Annotated in this window: 18 protein-coding genes; 7 read left to right on the top strand and 11 right to left on the bottom strand. The window is 56.3% G+C overall.

The features are described from left to right. From hisG to RGU70_RS05315, 11 genes are all read right to left on the bottom strand, one after another. A complete protein-coding gene (gene hisG, locus RGU70_RS05365) occupies positions 1-651 on the bottom strand; it encodes an ATP phosphoribosyltransferase (protein ID WP_322208363.1) in 651 nt (216 codons plus the stop codon). Positions 652-705: 54 nt separating this feature from the next. Continuing rightward, positions 706-1,956: a UDP-N-acetylglucosamine 1-carboxyvinyltransferase gene (murA, locus tag RGU70_RS05360; protein ID WP_322208362.1), complete on the bottom strand. Its 1,251-nt coding sequence runs from the start codon at positions 1,954-1,956 to the stop codon at positions 706-708. A 13-nt stretch (positions 1,957-1,969) separates the two neighbouring features. Beyond that, positions 1,970-2,206, bottom strand: coding sequence for a BolA family protein (locus tag RGU70_RS05355; protein ID WP_322208361.1), 237 nt, complete (start codon positions 2,204-2,206; stop codon positions 1,970-1,972). Positions 2,207-2,233: 27 nt separating this feature from the next. Further along, positions 2,234-2,998, bottom strand: a complete 765-nt coding sequence (locus RGU70_RS05350; RefSeq protein WP_322208360.1) for an ABC transporter permease — start codon at positions 2,996-2,998, stop codon at positions 2,234-2,236. Continuing rightward, positions 2,995-3,906, bottom strand: a complete 912-nt coding sequence (locus RGU70_RS05345) for an ABC transporter ATP-binding protein (protein WP_322208359.1) — start codon at positions 3,904-3,906, stop codon at positions 2,995-2,997. The genes RGU70_RS05350 and RGU70_RS05345 overlap by 4 nt, the downstream gene beginning before the upstream one ends. Before the next feature lie 233 nt (positions 3,907-4,139). Next, positions 4,140-4,442: an STAS domain-containing protein gene (locus tag RGU70_RS05340; protein ID WP_323505491.1), complete on the bottom strand. Its 303-nt coding sequence runs from the start codon at positions 4,440-4,442 to the stop codon at positions 4,140-4,142. 166 nt (positions 4,443-4,608) lie between these two features. Continuing rightward, on the bottom strand, positions 4,609-5,214 hold the full coding sequence (locus tag RGU70_RS05335; RefSeq protein WP_322208358.1) for an ABC transporter substrate-binding protein: 606 nt from the start codon (positions 5,212-5,214) through the stop codon (positions 4,609-4,611). Between the two features lie 115 nt (positions 5,215-5,329). Continuing rightward, on the bottom strand, positions 5,330-6,076 hold the full coding sequence (locus tag RGU70_RS05330) for a VacJ family lipoprotein (protein WP_322208357.1): 747 nt from the start codon (positions 6,074-6,076) through the stop codon (positions 5,330-5,332). Then, positions 6,073-6,549, bottom strand: coding sequence for an outer membrane lipid asymmetry maintenance protein MlaD (gene mlaD, locus RGU70_RS05325; protein ID WP_322208356.1), 477 nt, complete (start codon positions 6,547-6,549; stop codon positions 6,073-6,075). The genes RGU70_RS05330 and mlaD overlap by 4 nt, the downstream gene beginning before the upstream one ends. Positions 6,550-6,595: 46 nt before the next feature. Beyond that, a complete protein-coding gene (gene mlaE / locus RGU70_RS05320) occupies positions 6,596-7,378 on the bottom strand; it encodes a lipid asymmetry maintenance ABC transporter permease subunit MlaE (protein WP_322208355.1) in 783 nt (260 codons plus the stop codon). After that, positions 7,375-8,178, bottom strand: a complete 804-nt coding sequence (locus RGU70_RS05315) for an ABC transporter ATP-binding protein (protein ID WP_322210707.1) — start codon at positions 8,176-8,178, stop codon at positions 7,375-7,377. Before RGU70_RS05315 ends, mlaE begins: the two co-directional genes overlap by 4 nt. Positions 8,179-8,666: 488 nt before the next feature. Here RGU70_RS05315 and RGU70_RS05310 point away from each other — a divergent pair, with 488 nt between their 5' ends. The 7 genes from RGU70_RS05310 (at position 8,667) to RGU70_RS05280 (ending at position 18,123) form a co-directional block, all read left to right on the top strand. Beyond that, positions 8,667-9,386, top strand: a complete 720-nt coding sequence (locus RGU70_RS05310; RefSeq protein ID WP_322208354.1) for a fimbria/pilus chaperone family protein — start codon at positions 8,667-8,669, stop codon at positions 9,384-9,386. A 95-nt stretch (positions 9,387-9,481) separates the two neighbouring features. Beyond that, positions 9,482-10,222 carry a DUF1120 domain-containing protein gene (locus tag RGU70_RS05305; RefSeq protein ID WP_322208353.1) on the top strand — a complete coding sequence of 247 codons (741 nt, stop codon included), beginning with the start codon at positions 9,482-9,484 and terminating at the stop codon, positions 10,220-10,222. A 109-nt stretch (positions 10,223-10,331) separates the two neighbouring features. Continuing rightward, a complete protein-coding gene (locus tag RGU70_RS05300) occupies positions 10,332-11,075 on the top strand; it encodes a hypothetical protein (RefSeq protein ID WP_322208352.1) in 744 nt (247 codons plus the stop codon). 352 nt (positions 11,076-11,427) lie between these two features. Further along, positions 11,428-13,893, top strand: coding sequence for a fimbria/pilus outer membrane usher protein (locus RGU70_RS05295; protein ID WP_322208351.1), 2,466 nt, complete (start codon positions 11,428-11,430; stop codon positions 13,891-13,893). Between the two features lie 49 nt (positions 13,894-13,942). Beyond that, a complete protein-coding gene (locus RGU70_RS05290) occupies positions 13,943-14,548 on the top strand; it encodes a hypothetical protein (RefSeq protein WP_322208350.1) in 606 nt (201 codons plus the stop codon). Between the two features lie 211 nt (positions 14,549-14,759). Continuing rightward, a complete protein-coding gene (locus RGU70_RS05285) occupies positions 14,760-15,470 on the top strand; it encodes a fimbria/pilus chaperone family protein (protein ID WP_322208349.1) in 711 nt (236 codons plus the stop codon). A gap of 205 nt (positions 15,471-15,675) precedes the next feature. After that, a complete protein-coding gene (locus RGU70_RS05280; protein WP_322208347.1) occupies positions 15,676-18,123 on the top strand; it encodes a fimbria/pilus outer membrane usher protein in 2,448 nt (815 codons plus the stop codon).

Here is an 18,123-nt window from a genome sequence, read left to right as displayed (position 1 = left end):
TTACTCCGCCCGTGCTGCTTTTTCAAATGCATCCAGGATAGGCTGCAAACGCTCACGCTTCATTTTCAATGCCGCCTGATTGACGACCAGACGCGACGAGATATCCATGATGTGCTCGACTTCCACCAGCTTGTTGGCGCGCAAGGTATTGCCGGTGCTGACCAGATCGACGATGGCGTCGGACAGACCGACCAGCGGCCCCAGTTCCATCGAGCCATACAATTTGATGAGGTCCACATGCACCCCTTTGGCGGCGAAATGCTCACGCGCCGTTTTGACATATTTGGTCACTACCCGCAGGCGCGCGCCGTGACGTACGGCACTGGCGTAATCGAAGCCCTCTTGCACTGCGACCGACAAGCGGCATTTGGCAATGCGCAGATCGATAGGCTGATACAAGCCCTCGCCGCCATGTTCCAGCAGAATATCTTTACCGGCCACGCCGAAATCGGCCGCGCCATATTGCACGTAGGTCGGCACATCCGATGCGCGCACCACGATGACCCGGACATCGGGGTCGTTGGTCTGCAAAATCAGCTTGCGCGAGGTTTCGGGATTTTCCGTGACTACGATGCCTGCCGCTTCCAGCAGGGGCAAGGTTTCTTCAAAGATGCGCCCTTTGGAGAGCGCCAGGGTCAATTGCTGATTCATGAGATGCCTGTCTGTTCTTGTCTGTTCTGCTTCAATGCGGCGGATTGCCGGGAATTACTTGACGCGTTCGATCTGCGCGCCGACCGACGACAGCTTGACTTCCATGCGGTCGTAGCCGCGATCCAGATGATAAATACGCTCGATCAGCGTTTCACCGTGCGCAGCCAGACCGGCAATGACCAGCGAAGCCGACGCCCGCAAATCGGTCGCCATCACCGGTGCGCCGACAAAATGCGGCACGCCTTTAATAATCGAGGTATTGCCTTCGATGTCGATTGCCGCGCCCAGACGGTTCAATTCCTGCACGTGCATGAAACGGTTTTCAAAAATCGTTTCAGTGACATGGCTGGTGCCGTCGGCGATGCAATTCAAGGCCATGAACTGCGCCTGCATGTCGGTTGGAAATCCCGGATATTCGGTCGTGCGGAAGCTCACTGCCTTGGGTCGGGCCGCCATTTGCACCCGTATCCAGTCGTCGCCGGAAGTCAGGATAGCGCCAGCTTCGCGCAACTTGTCCATCGCCGCATCGAGCAGATTGCTGCGGGTGTTGTGCAGCGTGACGTCGCCGCCGGTCGCTGCCACGGCACACAAAAAGGTGCCGGTTTCGATACGGTCGGCGATGACGGCATGTTGCGCGCCGTGCAGGCTGGTGACGCCCTGGATGACCAGACGGTCAGTACCCACGCCTTCAATGCGCGCACCCATGGAAATCAACAGCCGGGCCAGATCGCCGACTTCCGGCTCGCGTGCGGCATTTTCCAGTATCGTTTCGCCATCGGCGAGGGTCGCGGCCATCAGCAAGTTTTCGGTGCCGGTGACGGTAATCATGTCGGTCACCACACGCGCCCCCTTGAGCCGCTTGGCCTTGGCGTAGATATAGCCGGCGTCAATGGTGATGTCCGCCCCCATCGCCTGCAAGCCCTTGATGTGCTGATCGACCGGACGCGAACCGATGGCGCAGCCACCGGGCAGCGACACCTTGGCTTCGCCGAAACGCGCCAGCAAGGGGCCAAGGACCAGAATCGCGGCACGCATGGTCTTGACCATTTCGTAGGGCGCTTCGAGCTTGTCGATGGCGCCGCCGTTCAAGACGACCGAATGCCCGTCCTGTTCGACGCGCAAGCCCATCTGCCGCAACAGCGTGAGCATGGTGGAAACATCTTGCAATTGCGGCACGTTCGACAGCTGCAGCGTATCGGCCGTCAGCAGCCCCGCGCACAGAATCGGCAATGCCGCATTTTTTGCACCGGAGACCACAATGTCGCCGGAAAGGCGGTGTCCGCCTTGAATCAATAGCTTGTCCATACCAAAAGGTCCGTTATTTCTTGAATTCGTCAGGGGTGAGGGTTTTCATCGACAAAGCGTGAATCTCTTCACGCATGCGGTCGCCGAGCGCAGCGTACACCAGTTGATGGCGCTGAATCAGTCGCTTGCCGGCAAAGGCATCGGAAACGATGACCGCATTGAAATGCTGGCCGTCGCCTTCGACTTCCAGGTGATCACAGGAAAGTCCGGCGGCGATATAGCTTTTAACAAGTTCGGGAGTAGGCAGCATGGTTCGGTTCTCTGTAAAAGAAATGGATCAGTGTGTGCCGCTGCGCAGTTTGTAGCCGCTCTTGAGCAGGCGCACCGTCAGCGTGGCCAGCACGATGAAAAAGACGCTGACAATCCCGAAACTGATGAGCGGATCGATATCGGACTGTCCGAAGAAGCCGTAACGGAAACCGTCGATCATGTAAAAGAAGGGGTTGAAATGCGAGATCGTTTGCCAGATAGGGGGCAGCGAATGGATCGAATAAAACACGCCGGCCAGAAAGGTCAGCGGCACGATCAGGAAATTCTGGAACGCCGCCAGCTGGTCGAATTTTTCGGCCCAGATGCCGGCCAGCAATCCCATGGTGCCGAGGATGGCCGCGCCCAGCACGGCGAAAATCACAATCCACCACGGAGCAGAGAAACTCAGATGGCCGAACCAGACGGTAACGACAAATACGCCGGCACCCACTGCCAGCCCGCGCACGACGGCCGCCAGCACATAGCCGCCGAACAGTTCCCAGTGCGACAGCGGAGTCAGCAACACGAATACCAGATTGCCGGTGATCTTCGACTGAATCAGCGACGAAGAACTGTTGGCGAAGGCGTTTTGCAGCACGCTCATCATTACCAGTCCGGGAATCAGGAAGCCGGTGTATTGCACGCCGGGATAGACCTGTACGCGATCTTGCAGCACATGGCCGAAGATCATCAGATACAACAGGGCCGTGACGATAGGGGCCGTCACGGTTTGCGTGGCGACTTTCCAGAAGCGCAGCACTTCCTTGTAAAACAGGGTTTGAAAGCCAATCATTGTGCGTCTCCCATGATCTGAATAAAGACATCTTCCAGATCGGCTTGCTTCAATTGCATATCGTCGATGACCGCGCCCGCTTCACGCAGCGTCGCCAGAATAGGTTCGACGCCGCTGTAGTCGGTCACGCGCAAGGTGTATTGCTGGCCGGACAGTGCTTCTTCGGGGCGCGACAGCAGCGGCCTGAGCGACTCCGGCAACATGCCCTGCTTGAGTCTGAGCACCAGTTGCGAACCGGAAATACGGCGGATCAGCGCGGCTGTCGTATCCAGCGCCACTACGCGACCGGTCTTGAGCATGGCGATGCGGTTGCACAGGGCTTGCGCTTCTTCCAGATAATGCGTGGTCAGTACGATAGTGTGGCCTTCGCGATTGAGACGACCGATGAACTTCCACAAGGTCTGACGCAATTCGACATCGACGCCGGCAGTCGGCTCATCGAGCAGGATGACTGGCGGTTTATGCACCAGCGCCTGGGCAACCAGCACCCGACGCTTCATGCCGCCGGACAAGGCGCGGGTATTGGTATCGGCCTTGCTGGTGAGATCGAGGTTATCCATGATCTCGTCTATCCACTTGTCGTTGTTCTTCAGCCCGAAATAGCCGGATTGCATGCGCAAGGTTTCGCGCACGGTGAAGAAGGGATCGAACACCAGTTCCTGCGGCACCACGCCCAGCTTGGTGCGGGCAGCGCGGTAATCGGTCACGACATCGTGGCCGTTGATGATCACGTTGCCAGAATCGGCGCGGTTGAGGCCGGCGATAATCGAAATCAGCGTGGTCTTGCCTGCGCCGTTAGGACCCAGCAGACCGAAAAATTCGCCTTCTTCTATATCCAGAGAAATACCGTCCAGCGCGACCAGTGACTGGTAGCGCTTTTTGACTTGATTTATTTGTAAAGCGAGCATGGGCGTTTGCTTCTTAAAGTGAACGGCGGGACGACTGTCCGGTAGTGCGCGGAGCAGGGTAGAGATACGCGACTCGGCAAACATCGACGCGCCACGACAGATTCACAATGCCAGTTCGCACTGCCATCATGTGAGGCAACCGAACCGTCGATTATAAGAGATTTCCGCCATTGAAGCCTGAAACCGGCCAGATGCCGATCATGCAAGCAGGGGCGGCACGAGGAAAGAAGAGGTCAGTGATGCGCGATAGCGGATGCGGGCGCGGCGCGGGGTGTAGCGTGCAACAAGGCCGATACCCCATACAACTCGGTCAGACTTTGCAGATTAGACGGCATCTGCGTCAGCTCCAGCGCAGCGCCCTTTTTTTCTGCCGCACGTCGCCATGCCAGCAAAATGGCCACCGCAGAGGAATCGACGCTAAGAAGGGAGCCAAGGTCTATCGTCGTCTGCCCCGCCTCAATGGCCCGCAGCCCGGCCTCGAGCACTTCGTTGGCATTGGCAAAGTTCAGGTTGGAAGCGGGTAGAAACATAGACATTCGCGGTTGCTTGAGTGGGGACGCGGTGAAAAATTGAGCCGGCTACAGTGGCCGACCGCCTGATTTTGCTGTGAATATTTTGCAGTTAAAACTCTTAGTCAATATAACGAGCGGCGCAATTTCAACTCTTCGACTGCGCCGCCCAGTAGCTTCATCAGCAGTTTTCTTACTTAGATTTTGGCGCAGAACGGGCGGCCAGTTGCTTGTTCTTGGCCGACAAAGTAGCGATCAGGCCGTCAATGCCGCCCTTGCTGATTTCGGCCGCAAACGTGCCCTTGTACGTCTCGACCAGCCATGCACCGAGGACGTTAATGTCAAACATTTTCCAGCCTGTAGGCAATTTTTCGAGGCGATAGTTAAGCTGGATAGGCTCGCCACGCGGCTGGATAATTTGCGAGCGCACTTCCACTTCGGTATCAGCGGGATCGTTGCGCATTGGCTTGAACTCAATTTTCTGGTCATGCACCTGCGCCAGGGCCCCGGAATACGTAAAGATCAGCAAGCTGCGGAACTCGGTCATCAACTGTTTCTTTTGCTCGGCTGTTGCATCGCGCCAGTAACGGCCGGCAGCCAGCGAGGTCATGCGCTCGAAATCCACATACGGCAGAATTTTCTGTTCGACCAGGGCGGTCATATGAGCAATATTGCCTGCCCGGATTTCAGGATCGGCCTGGGCCGCTGCCAATACTTCATTACCAATGCGCTTGACCAATGCATCAGGCGCTTCCTGTGCCGATGCTGTGCCTGCAAACGCCATGGCGCCAAATGTCATACCTGCTATCAATAATTTCTTCAACATCGCATTCTTTCCATTTATTAAATAACGCGCCGGCAACTCTCAGCAAGCTTGCCGGCGCGACTTTGATCGGGAACCTCGGAGGCTCTGATTACTTTCCCGGGCTCAGTCCCGGATCGTCCGTCGTAGCCGGTGACTTGTCCATAGGCCGATAGTCCCGACCACCATCAATCCGGGCCTGACGACTTTGCAGATAGGCATCGCGCACAAAGACATATTTATCCAGCGCAGCGTCTTCCAGCAGGGTAGTGGCATCCAGCAATTGGGCGCGCCGGTCGATCAGGCGCACACCGTAACCGATATTGCGACCATTCACCGGATACTTGTAACTCCACACATCACCGTAAATATCCGCTGGCAAAGCGACCGTGTCGCGCAAGGTTGTCGGCCCCAGCAGCGGCAGCACAACGTAAGGACCTGCGCCGACACCCCAGACACCCAGCGTCACGCCGAAATCGGATTTATGCTTGGTCAGACCGGCTTCGGAGCTGATGTCGAGCACACCGCCCAGACCGAAAGTCGTATTGAGCGAAACGCGCATGATGGTGCTCACGCCTTCGTTGATTTTCCCCTGCAACAGTTGATTGACTGCCGAATAAAGGTCGCCAATATTGCCGAAAAAATTGCCGATGGCCGTTTGCACGAACTGCGGCAGGATAGCCTCATAGGCTGTGGCAGCCGGCTTCAGCGCCACTTTATCAAGCGTCTCATTGAAGCTGTAGGCCGCGCGGTTATACCCCTCGAACGGATCATTGGCGCTATTACCGCCCGATGTGGAAGCGCAACCGCTTAATGCCACCATGACCGCTACTGTGCAGATACGTTTTGTTATTTTCATTTGGAATTGTCCTTACCATCTGCTGCTTTGCTATATAAAAACTGGCTAATCAAATTTTCCAGCACGATCGCCGACTGCGTCATTGTAATTTTGTCGCCTTCAACCAAATTTTTGATATCCCCACCGGGCTCAAGGCCGAGGTATTGCTCGCCGAGCAGACCCGATGTCAGAATCTTAACAGAGCTATCCTTGGGGAACTGGTAGCTGCGATCAAGCCGCATAGTGACCAGCGCCTGATACGATTTATCGTCAAACCGGATGGCATCGACCCGACCGACCACCACCCCGGCGCTCTTGACGGCCGCACGCGGCTTGAGTCCACCGATATTGTCGAATTTGGCCGAAACCGTGTAGTCATTCTGCGACAGCGACAAGGAACTCAGATTGCCGACCTTGAGCGCCAGAAATACCAGCGCCGCCAGTCCCAGCAGAATGAATAGCCCAACCCATGCATCCAGTGATTTACGTTGCATACCCCATTACCTTTTTGTTGTGAAACGCGATTTTTTAAACCGCTAATTAGCTGAACATCAACGCCGTCAGCAGGAAATCCAGCCCCAGCACCGTCAACGAAGCAATCACCACCGTACGGGTAGTCGCGCGCGCCACGCCTTCCGGCGTCGGCTTGGCCTCATATCCCTGCATCAGCGCAATAAACGTCACGGCCACACCAAACACCGCGCTTTTCAGCACACCATTCGCGATATCGCTCCAGACATCCACCCCACCCTGCATTTGCGACCAGAAAGCGCCCTCGTCGATACCGATCAGCAGCACGCCGACCACATATCCGCCCAGCACGCCCACGGCGCTGAAAATCGCCGCCAGAATCGGCATCGCCACCACGCCGGCCCAAAAACGCGGCGCGATCACACGCTGCAAAGGATCGACCGCCATCATTTCCATTGCCGACAACTGCTCGCCGGCTTTCATCAGACCGATTTCCGCTGTCAGCGACGTACCGGCGCGACCGGCAAACAGCAAGGCCGTCACCACTGGCCCCAGCTCGCGTGTCAGCGACAAGGCCACCAGCAGACCCAGGGCCTGCTCGGAGCCGTACTTGTTCAGTGTGTAATACCCCTGCAAACCCAGCACAAAACCGACGAACAGCCCGGAAACGGCAATAATCACCAGCGAATAATTGCCAATGAAGTGAATCTGCGCGGTAATGAGCCGCGGCCGACGCCACAGTCCGCCCGAAGCGCGCACGATGTTGACGAACAGACGGGCAGCAAATCCCAGTCCCGTCGCCAGCTCCCTCAGCCACGCGCCGATGGCCGCCAGTAGATTGATGATGATCATAAACGCTTCTCCAGACCAAGGTCTTCCGCCACAGTCTTTCCCGGGTAATGGAAGGGCACCGGCCCGTCCGCCGCAGCATTGACGAACTGTATGACGTAGGGATCGGTCGAAGCGCGCATTTCTTGCGGCGTGCCTTGTGCCACCACCTTGCCGTTCGACAGGAAATAGACGTAATCGGCAATCAGAAAAGACTCATCCACATCGTGCGACACCACAATCGAGGTCGAACCCAGCGCATCGTTGAGCTTGCGGATCAGATTGGCGGTCACGCCCATGGAGATCGGATCGAGCCCGGCAAACGGCTCGTCGTACATAATCAGCGCCGGATCGAGAGCAATGGCGCGGGCCAGCGCCACACGCCGCCCCATGCCGCCGGAAATTTCAGACGGCCGCAACTGCGCTGCATTGCGCAAACCGACCGCATTGAGCTTGAGCAGCACCAGATCGTGAATGGCCGACTCAGGCAAGCGGGTGTGCTCGCGCAGAGGAAATGCCACGTTCTCAAACACCGACATATCGGTAAACAAAGCGCCGTTCTGAAACAGCATGCCCATCTTGCGGCGCAAAGTATAAAGATCAGCCGTAGGCAAAGTATCCACCTGCTGCCCGTCCACCTCCACGCTACCTGACTGAGGCTGTAACTGGCCGCCGATCAGTCGCAATATCGTGGTTTTCCCCGAACCGGAACCGCCCATGACGGCAATCACCTTGCCGCGCGGAAAGTCCATGCGCAAATCCGACAGGATCGCTCTCTGGCCATAGGCAAAATGTAAACCGCGTATTTCGACGATATTTGACAAAACAGTCACCAATAATTCGACAAAGTCGCCATTGTAAGGCAAATCCGCCATTTCCTCCGACGGACACAACATACCTACCGACAATTCGCCGGCCGACGTAAACCAATGCGCGCAAAGTAGGACGCATCGCCTCTGACTTGTCCGTCTATCAATATTTCAGGCCGCGCCGGCAAACCCTCTGAGTCCTCGCTCAATACAGATGCATCAACTCTCTCCTCTTGCGCAAGAGAAGGGAAAACATCAAGGCTACCGACTGATTCAAGCGCGCCAATCCTCCCCTGAATATTAAAAAAACAACTCAAGAATTAAGACCATTCCTAAGCATTTTTAAGTCTGCGCTGATAGTTTCCGTGCAGCATTAAAGCGATCATCTACCCATCGGAAGTTGCCCATCACCAATAAATAAAAACGGGTAACGATCTGAAACATGCCCATTTTCCCTATCCTTTTTCGTTCCATTTAAGCAACCCAACCACTGGAAAAAAAACATGAAAAAATTGCCTTGCTCGCTAAAAAAAATTTCTGGAATGAACATGATTCTGGCGTCCTCATTACTGGCGGCCGTTCTGTCCACATGGACCCCCGCCGCGCGCGCCAATCTGGTATTGCAATCGCCCACCGTCATGGTCGAACAAAGCGAAGGGGAAGGCACCATGCTGGTGCAGAACAAGGCCGACTCTCCGATGCTGATGCACGTCGATGTGGTGAACGTGCCGGAAGATCAGGAAGACCTGATTCTGGTCGCGCCCCCGATCACACGCCTCGACAGCGGTGACACCCAGCTGGTGCGCTTCATTCTCAAGGACCCGGGCACCATCAAAACCGAACGGTTCAAACGCGCCACCTTCGAAGGTATTCCCAAATCGGCCGCTAATTCAGTCCAGATCGCCCTGCGCCAAAACATCGGACTCGTGATTCGCCCCGCCGGTCTGACGCCGAACGACACACCGTGGAAGCTCCTGAAATGGCGCAACACGGCACAAGGACTGAGCGTTGAAAACCCCAGCCCTTATATCGTTCGCATGCTTGAGGGAATAAAACTTCTGCCGGCAGGAACCGAGTTGTTATTAAGTAAAAATTACCTGCTTCCCGGAGAAAAAATCACGCTGCCTTCCCATGCTCCGCTTACCGACGTCCAAAAAGTGTCGTTCCAACCGGCATCGATTAATGGCTTCATCAAAGCAACGCATGAAGCCACTGTCGAATAAGCAACAACCGTTGTTGTAACCGGCGCTTGCGCCAATCACTCGCTGCCGCATGGGTTGTGCGGCAGCACTTTATCGTCATCAAAGAAAGGTTTTACATGAAACTCGCAACGCAATTTTTAGCAGCATCGACATTGGCCCTGGCAGTCGGCTCCGCCTTTGCAGTAGACGGCGTAGCAAACATCAAGATCAAAGGGAAAATTGGTATCGGAAGCTGCACAATCAGCTCGACCACACCAGACAACACGGTGACCTACGACATGATTGCAAAAAATTCTTTGACCAGGGAAAGCAACCCCATCGGCACTCGTAACATGACACTGACCGTAGATTGCTCAGCAATCACCGGCATCAAGATTTACTCGCAAGATGCCGCCATCGCAGGTCTGACAGGCGCCCCGTCGAATGCCGACTTCCAGTTCAGCACGGGTGGCACGATGAGCGTCTCTAATGTCGACTCTTACAACCTGGCCGCCACCAACGCCTCAGCCGCGACAGAAAAGAAAATCGTTGGCAAATACGTCATGAAAGCAAGTGACATCAAGGTAACGAGTGGCGTAAGCGGAGAAACACCTCTCGATGCCACCCTTGTCGACTCAAGCACCGAAAGCGGCTTCGGCTCTGGCGCCAGTACCAATCAATACCTGACCAAGACTGCCGAGCCTTATCACAAGCTCGCCCTCAAATCCAATGCTGGCACGACGGCTTATGGCAAAACGTTTGTGATCCCGGTCGAAATAGCCACCTCCCTCGTCAAAAATACAAGTTTGCCGACTCCTGCGACCGGTGACGATCTTGAGTTTGAAGGTGTGGCAACGCTTACCGTTTCGGTATTGTAAAAATCTAGATCCCGGTTTTATCTCTGTTTCAGCCGACAAGATCCCATCCTGAAAAAAATCGGATCAATAGAAACCGTCTCTATTTATATTGAGGAAAGAAAGTTCTTACATGAAATTCACTACGCAATTGATAGCAGCATCCGCATTGGCCATGACGGTTGGCTCCGCCTTGGCAGCAACCAATGTAGCCAACGTAAAGGTCAAAGGCAAGGTTGGCATTGGCAGTTGCGAGTTCACGTCGACGGCCGCGGATCACACCATCGACCTTGGCGAATACATCAGAAGTGGCTTGGGAAGCAGCAGTCCTACCCCACTCCCAGCGCACGACATTACGCTGAAAGTGGCGTGTACCGCACAAACTGCGATCAAGCTCCACTCAATAGATTCGGGGAAAGCAAGCGTCACGAGCTTTCCAGGGAGCCTTGATTTCCAGTTTGTAGCGGGTACCAATATTAATGTCGGTGAAGCTTTCATCCTGGCACCCAGCAATGCCACCGATGCGACCAAAATGAACGCCGTTGGCCTCTACGTCATGAAAGCAGGTGACATCAAGGTCACGACTGGCGTTACAGGAGCCCCTCCCGTCATTGCACGACTGGTAGACGGAGCAACCATAGATGCGGCCATAGCCAATTCGGGCTTTAGTTCAACTCAATTCATGACCAATAAAACCAACGTCCATTACCGGCTCGCTCCAGCAGACTCCGCCTCTCAGAATGCAAGTGGCACCCATTTTGAGATCCCACTCAAAGTCGCCACCACACTCGTCAAGAAAACGGATTTGCCGATGCCTAAAGATACGGACACGCTTGAGTTTGAAGGTAGCGCCACGATTACCGTTGCAGTGATGTAAATATCGGCAAAACCGGTTTTATCTCTGCCTCCGTCTGCAAGATTTCATCTTGAACACTCAAGACTGAAACAACGTGACCGGATCAACAGAAACCGCTTCAGTGGAATACCTCTTGCCAGACCTGCCAGACCTTGGCGTCAGAGTTTGACAACTGAAGGGGACTTCCCTCCCACCGTTTCCTGGCTACCCAGACCACGGTGCGGTTTCTGAAATAGCGCATGCGGCCAGCAATGCTGGCTGCATGCCACCTTCCTCGCTGCGACGAAGAAGACACTCTGAATTCCCTTATCGCAATCCCCCAGGGGCATCGCCGGGGGATCGCTTTGCCTGAAAAAACATAGTGAGATACGCCATGAAACCGACGCTGCTTGCCACATTGATCTCTGCGTCCTTTGTACCGGCATTGCCTGCCATGGCGTCAGACAAGTCAACGCTCTTTTCTGCATCAAGACTGAAGTCGCTGGGATTGTCGCCCGACCTCGCCGATTTCTTCAAAGAGGGAAAACGTTTCACCGCAGGCGTCAATTACGTCACGCTCTTTGTCAACGGCCGCAAGCTCGGACGCGCCCAGGCCAGGTTCGATGAACAGGGCCAGCTCTGCATCGATGCCGATTTGCTGACGCGCGCCAATATCGCCCTTCCCGACCAAAACACGGACGACAACGATAGCAACGACAAGCAAAGCAAGAACGTCTGCGGCAATTTAAAAGCGTTTTACCCCACAGCCATCACCAAGCTGCGTCCCGGCAAGGAAGAGATTGAACTGATCGTCCCGCCGGAAGCCTTGCGCGCCGTTAGCCGCAGCCTTAACGCGGCCGACTTTGCCACCGGCGGCACTGCCGGCCTGTTCAACTACGACATGCTGTTCATGAAAAACAGCTCACCCCACGGCACCAACACCACCGTGCAGGGCACGACCGAAATCGGGCTCAACACGAACGATTGGGCCTTGCGTAGTCGACAGTCGTATTACAGCTTTCAAGGGCGTTCCCGCTTTGCGCATCTGGACGCCTATGCGCAAACCAGTCTGCCCTCACATAAGGCAGTTTTCCAGGTCGGGCAAATCAATGCCGCCAGCTCCATGTTCGATACGCCCGCCATGCTGGGCGCGCAATTTTTCCCGGAAGGGGCGCTGCTGCAACAGGCTGGCAATCAGGTGATGGTCAATGGCATTGCGCAGATGGAAGCCCGTGTCGAAATCCGCCAGAGCGGCGTACTGATTCATTCCACCATCGTGCCGCCGGGTCCCTTTTCGCTGACCGGTTTCCTCTTGAACAACACCAATATCGATCTGGACGTGACCGTCATCGAAGGCAATGGCGCCCAGCGTCGCTTCATCGTGCCGGCCAATTCCTTCGCCGTCGGATTCACGCCGCAGGAAAAAAGTTTTTCCGCCGCACTGGGCAAACCGTGGAGTTACGGCGGGGACGATCGCTACCAGAAAAAAGAAGATCTGCTGCTGGTGACCAGAACCAATCTGCCGCTGGGCAACCGCGCCGGCGTTGCCATCGGTACGCTGACATCGCAGCGCTATCACTCCGTCGGGTTGCAATTGAACGGCGCACCTACCCGTACCTCATCCGCAGGCGTGAGCACCCTTTTTTCTTATGTGCCACGCACCAAGGAAGTCGGCACCCAAACCACCGTCAACACCAGCGTGCAATTGCATGACAGCTTATCGGCAGGGGCCTCCTACACCTTCCGCACCAACAATTTCCGTTCACGATCGGAAGCCATCCAGGAGCAGCCGACCATCACCGACCTGCGCGACCATCCGTATCGTCCCTACTATCAGCCCGGCAATCAACAACTGAATCTGAACCTGAGCTATCAGCACGCCGTATTGGGTTCGGTAGGCGTCGGCTATTCGCAATTTAAAGGTAACGGCGTCGCTTACGCCTCCCGTCGCTACAGCCTGAACTGGGGCCGCAATTTTGGACGCGTCAACGCCTCTCTGAGTCTTGAACGGTCGCCGGGGCCGGATAAGCAAACGCTGCTGTATGCCCGCCTCAATATTCCTATCGGCTCGGGCAGCCTGAGCAGCTCCGTCAACAGCACTGGCCGGCGCCGCAGCGGCGGCATCGATTACAGCGACCGCTTCAACGAATACGCCAGCTATAGCGTGGGGGCGCAAACCGATTCAGGCAACCGTCAGATCGGCACCAGCGCCAGCGTATCGGCGCTGCCGAAATATGCGCAGGCGGGCTTGAGCATGTCGCGCTATGACGGCAACCGGACCTCGTATAGCGGCCGCATTTCAGGCGGTCTGGTGCTGCATGACAAGGGCCTCACTTTGTCGCCTTATGCCGTGCGCGACACCTTCGCCCTGCTCTCCGTCCCCGGCATCGCCGGGGCCAAAATACAAACCAGCCAGGGACCGGTCTGGACCGACTACCGGGGCATGGCGGTTGCGCCTTCCATTTCCCCGTACGCGGAAAGCCCGATGGACATCGCCATCAAAAGCCTGCCGAGAAATACCGACGTCAAAAACGGCAAAGTTACCGCCGGTCTGGCGCGGGGCGCGGTCGGCAATTTGACTTTCGACGTCCTGCGCACCCGTCGCGTCTTGCTGAAAATTCTCTCCGTGCAGGGCGAACCTTTGAGCAAAGGCACCTCGGTGTATAGCGCCGCGGGCGACTGGATCAGCACGGTCAGCCACAACGGCGGCGTGATGCTCACCGGCGAACAGTTAAAAGAAACGCTGCGCATGACAACGACCGACGGTGCCTCTTGCTTCGTGTCCGCAGACTTGCCGGAAAAACCACCTACGGATGCCTTTTATGAACAGCTCGACGCAGTTTGCCGTCCGGCAGCCTGAGGCATGCCCGCCCCCACCTCATCACGATTACCTTAGCAACAGGACAAGCATGAATACCCTCATTAACTCCGCAACAAGCCATCGCCCTCGCCGCAAGGCTGTCGCCATCGCCTGCGGACTGTCTCTGTGCGTCCTGGCGGCAAGCCCGCACACCGCCTTCGCCGAACCGGGCGAGTGCAAACTCACGGTGAGTACGCCCGAACTCGATTTAGGTAACATCGGGCCTTATGAAGCCAATCCGAAAGACCTCAAACAGGGACTGGTTTCGCTCAATCAACAGACCAACACCCTCCATGTGCTCTGTCCTCAGCCCACCCGCTTTGCGATTTATTTTCGCGCTACACCGGGAGCGAATGGGGACTATCGCATCAACGGCAAACCGGATGCCGCCACGCTTCGACTGAAGATGAGGCAAGTGCACGCCGATGGCAAACCGGCAAGCTGGGCCTCGCGCCAGGATGCCTCCCGTAACGGCGCAGAAGTGAAGCTGCTGCACGGTGACGGCGTCTATCCGCTGATCGGGGGACAAAGCCTGCCGGTCACGCAGTTAAGCGCCTCGGTCGATATAGAAACTCTGTTCGAAGCATCGCTGCTGCGCTCCGGCTCGGATCGCGATCTGAGTGGCGAAGGGCAGTTTGAAATCGTTCCTTTTTAAACCGGATGGCTTTCGGGCTGCTTGTTTTTTTCATAAGGACTTACTCAAAAGCGCGCTGCTTGCAGCGAAAAAAAAACTTGCCTGCGCTGAACAGATTCAGACCACTCTTAATCTCTTTTTAAGCCTCATCTGATGGTTGTCGACCATCAATTAATCGATCATGGAGCCCTTCGCTGCACGCGACCTCATTCACCATCTCCGGAGAAAAAACATGACAACAACATCGCTCTCGCTGAAAAAAATGGCTGCGCTCACGTCCCTGCTGATCGGCTCGCTGGCCGGAATGAGCGTGCCAGCGCACGCCTCGTTGCAGCTGGAATCGTCAGTCGTGATCATCGAGCAAAGCGACGGCGAAGGCGTCATGAATCTCCAGAACACCTCGGACGGCCCGGTCCTGTTGCATACCGAAATTCTGAACGTGCCGGAAGATGAAGCGGATTTATTGCTGGTCACACCGCCGATTACCCGGGTCGATGCAAAAGATACGCAGCTGGTGCGCTTCATCCTCAAAGACGACAGCGATCTGAAAACCGAACGATTCAAACGCGCCACCTTCGAGGGCATCCCGCAAGTCGCGCCCAATGTGCTGCAAGTGTCGGTTCGTCAAAACATCCCCGTCATCATCCGACCTAAAGGTCTGGCCAAGAACAACAAGCCGTGGACTTTTCTGAAATGGCGCAATACGGCAGAAGGTCTGATGGTCGAAAACACCGGCCCCTACGTCGTGCGCATGGCACCCAATGTGACGACCCTGCCGTCGGCAAGCAACTTGTCGCTGCCCAAAACCTATATTTTGCCCGGCGAAAAAATTACGCTGTCCGGCGACAAGCCCACCGCCGCGATTGAAAAACTGAGCTTTCAACCGGCATCGGTCAATGGCTACCTGAACGGCCCGCAGGAGGCTGTCGTCGAGGCGCTATAGAAAAAAGCGCCAATTCAGCGCACCGGGCTACGCGCCACACAAGATCAGGGCAACCGCGACAACGTCATGAAAGAACCCTGAATCGGCCCTGAGCGCCTTACGGGACATCTCCAGCGCCGCCCCCTCATTCCCCGACTGTGACGATCCTCCGCGTCGCACGGGACAACTGAGTCCGACGTCAAGATTGCCCTGAGAACGATCCACCATGAATCCAAAATTACTTGCCGGATTAATGACTGCGCTGCTCTTGGAGCAGCCACTGGCAAGTGCCGCCGACAACCCGCGTGCATTCGACGTGGAAACCCTGAAAGCGCGCGGATTTCCGGCCGATCTTGCCGAATTTTTCAAGGATGAAAAACGCTTCATGGCAGGCGCAAGCCATGTCGTTTTATTCGTCAATGGCGTCAAGCTGGGACGCACCCAGGCGCGTTTTGACAAGCAGGGGCAACTCTGCGTCGATAAAGATTTGTTAGCGCGGGCCAACATCAGCGCGCCCGCGCCAAAGGATGCCGGTCATCCCAAGAACGATTCCTGCCTCAATTTACAGCAACTCTATCCTCAGTCCGTCATCAGGCTGCGTCCCGGAAAAGAGGAAGTGGAACTCATCGTGCCGCAGCAAGCGCTGCTCCCGGCCACCGCCGCAGCCAGTGGCGTCGGCTTTGCCCGCGGCGGCACCGCCGGCTTGCTCAATTACGATGCGTTCTACATGAAAAGCAAATCCGGCAGCAACAGCAGCGCTTCCCTGCAAGCCAATACCGAGACCGGTTTGAATGCAGGGGACTGGACCTTGCGCGCCCGTCAGGCCTATTCCAAATATCAAGGCAAGGCGCAGTTCTCGCATCTCGACGCCTATGCGCAAAAGAGTCTGCCGGAACATAAATTGATTTTTCAGGCGGGGCAAATTAACGCCGCAGGATCGATGTTCGATACGCCGCCTTTGCTGGGCGCGCAGCTTTTCCCCGAAGGCGCATTGCTGCGTCAGGCAAGCAACAAGGGGATCGTGACCGGTATTGCCCAATCCACAGCGCGGGTCGAAGTGCGCCAGGGCGGTGCGCTGATCTACACCACCACCGTCCCGCCCGGCCCGTTCAGGCTGACCGATCTGACGCTCAACAACACCACCGTGGATCTGGAGGTCACCGTCACCGAAGAAAACGGTGTGCAACAACGCTTTGCGGTACTGGCCAGTTCTTTCGCCCTCGGTTACGTCCCGCAGGAAAGAAGCTTTTCGATCGCCATTGGTAAGCCGTGGCGCTATGGAAGTGGCGACAAAAGTCGAGACAGCAGCAAACTCTTAATGGTGACCCGATCCGAGCTGCCGCTCAAAAGCAATCTCGGCGTGTCCATCGGCACGCTGACTTCCTCGCATTATCACGGGCTGGGAACACAACTGAATATGGCCCCCACCAGCAGCACGTCGGTTGGCCTCTCCACACTGTTTTCCTATGTGTCCGCGCAATCGCGGTTCGGCGTGCAAACAGCCGTCAATGCCAGCGCGCAACTACATGAAGCCATATCGGCCTCGGCCTCGTACAGCCGCCAGGGCAAGAGTTTTCGCACTTATTCGGAAAGCCTGCCTGACGCCGGCTATGCCAGAGACAATCGGGGCATCCCGACCACGCCCTATGTGCATTCCGGCAACAGCCAACTCAGCGTCAACCTGAGCTACAACAACGCCGATCTGGGCGCACTGGGGGTCGGTTACTCGAAATCGAACGGCGGCAACAACACGCCTCCTTCGCGTCGGCTCAGCCTCAGCTGGGGCAGAAATTTCGGCAGAGTCAGCGCCTCCGTCAACCTGGAGCGCTCCACTGGCGCCACTAAGGATATGCAGCTTTACGCCAGCATCAACATCCCGTTTGGCACCGGCAGTGTCTCCAGCGCCGTCACCAGCAATACCCGAAGCAAGACGGGCCGGATCAATTACAGCGACCGGATCAATGAATACATCAGCTATAACCTGGCGGGCAGCACCGACAATCTCAGCCGTCAGGTCAGCAGCAGCGCCAGCCTTGCCATGCTGCCCAAATATGCGCGGCTCAATCTGGGCATCTCACAGTCCGGCTCAGGTTCTTCCTCGTATAACGGCCGTTTGACGGGCGGTGTAGTCATTCACGATCAGGGCGTGACGCTGACGCCCTATCCGGTGCGCGACACCTTTACCCTGATTTCATCGTCGGGGCACGCCGGCATTCGGATACAAACCCCCGAAGGCCCGGTATGGACCGACTACCAGGGAATGGCCGTCGCCACACTCAACCCGTATACCGAAACGCGGCTGGAAATGTCGACCAAATCCCTGCCTAGAAATGCCGATGTCAAAAACGGTATGCGCACCACGGGTCTGAGTCGCGGCGCGGTCGGCAGCGTCGTATTCGACGTCACGACCACGCGCCGCGTGCTGTTGAAAATTCTCAATGCCAGAGGCGCGCCCATGAATAAAGGCGCTTCCGTTTTTGATTCGGCAGGGAAATGGATTACCTCGGTCGGCGGCAATGGCTCCGTGTTCCTGACCGGCGAACAATTGAAAGAGACCTTGAAAGTGACAATCGACGGCGACCAGACCTGTCTGATCAAGGCGGAGTTACCCGCCAAGCCATTGACCGAATCCTATTACGAACATGCCGAGACGGTCTGCCGTATCGCGTCCTGA

This window comes from Herbaspirillum sp. RTI4 (assembly GCF_034313965.1).
Taxonomy (GTDB): Bacteria; Pseudomonadota; Gammaproteobacteria; order Burkholderiales; family Burkholderiaceae_D; genus Herbaspirillum.
The sequence above is the reverse complement of the archived record's forward strand: the minus strand, read 5'-3'. Positions and strand labels throughout refer to the sequence as shown.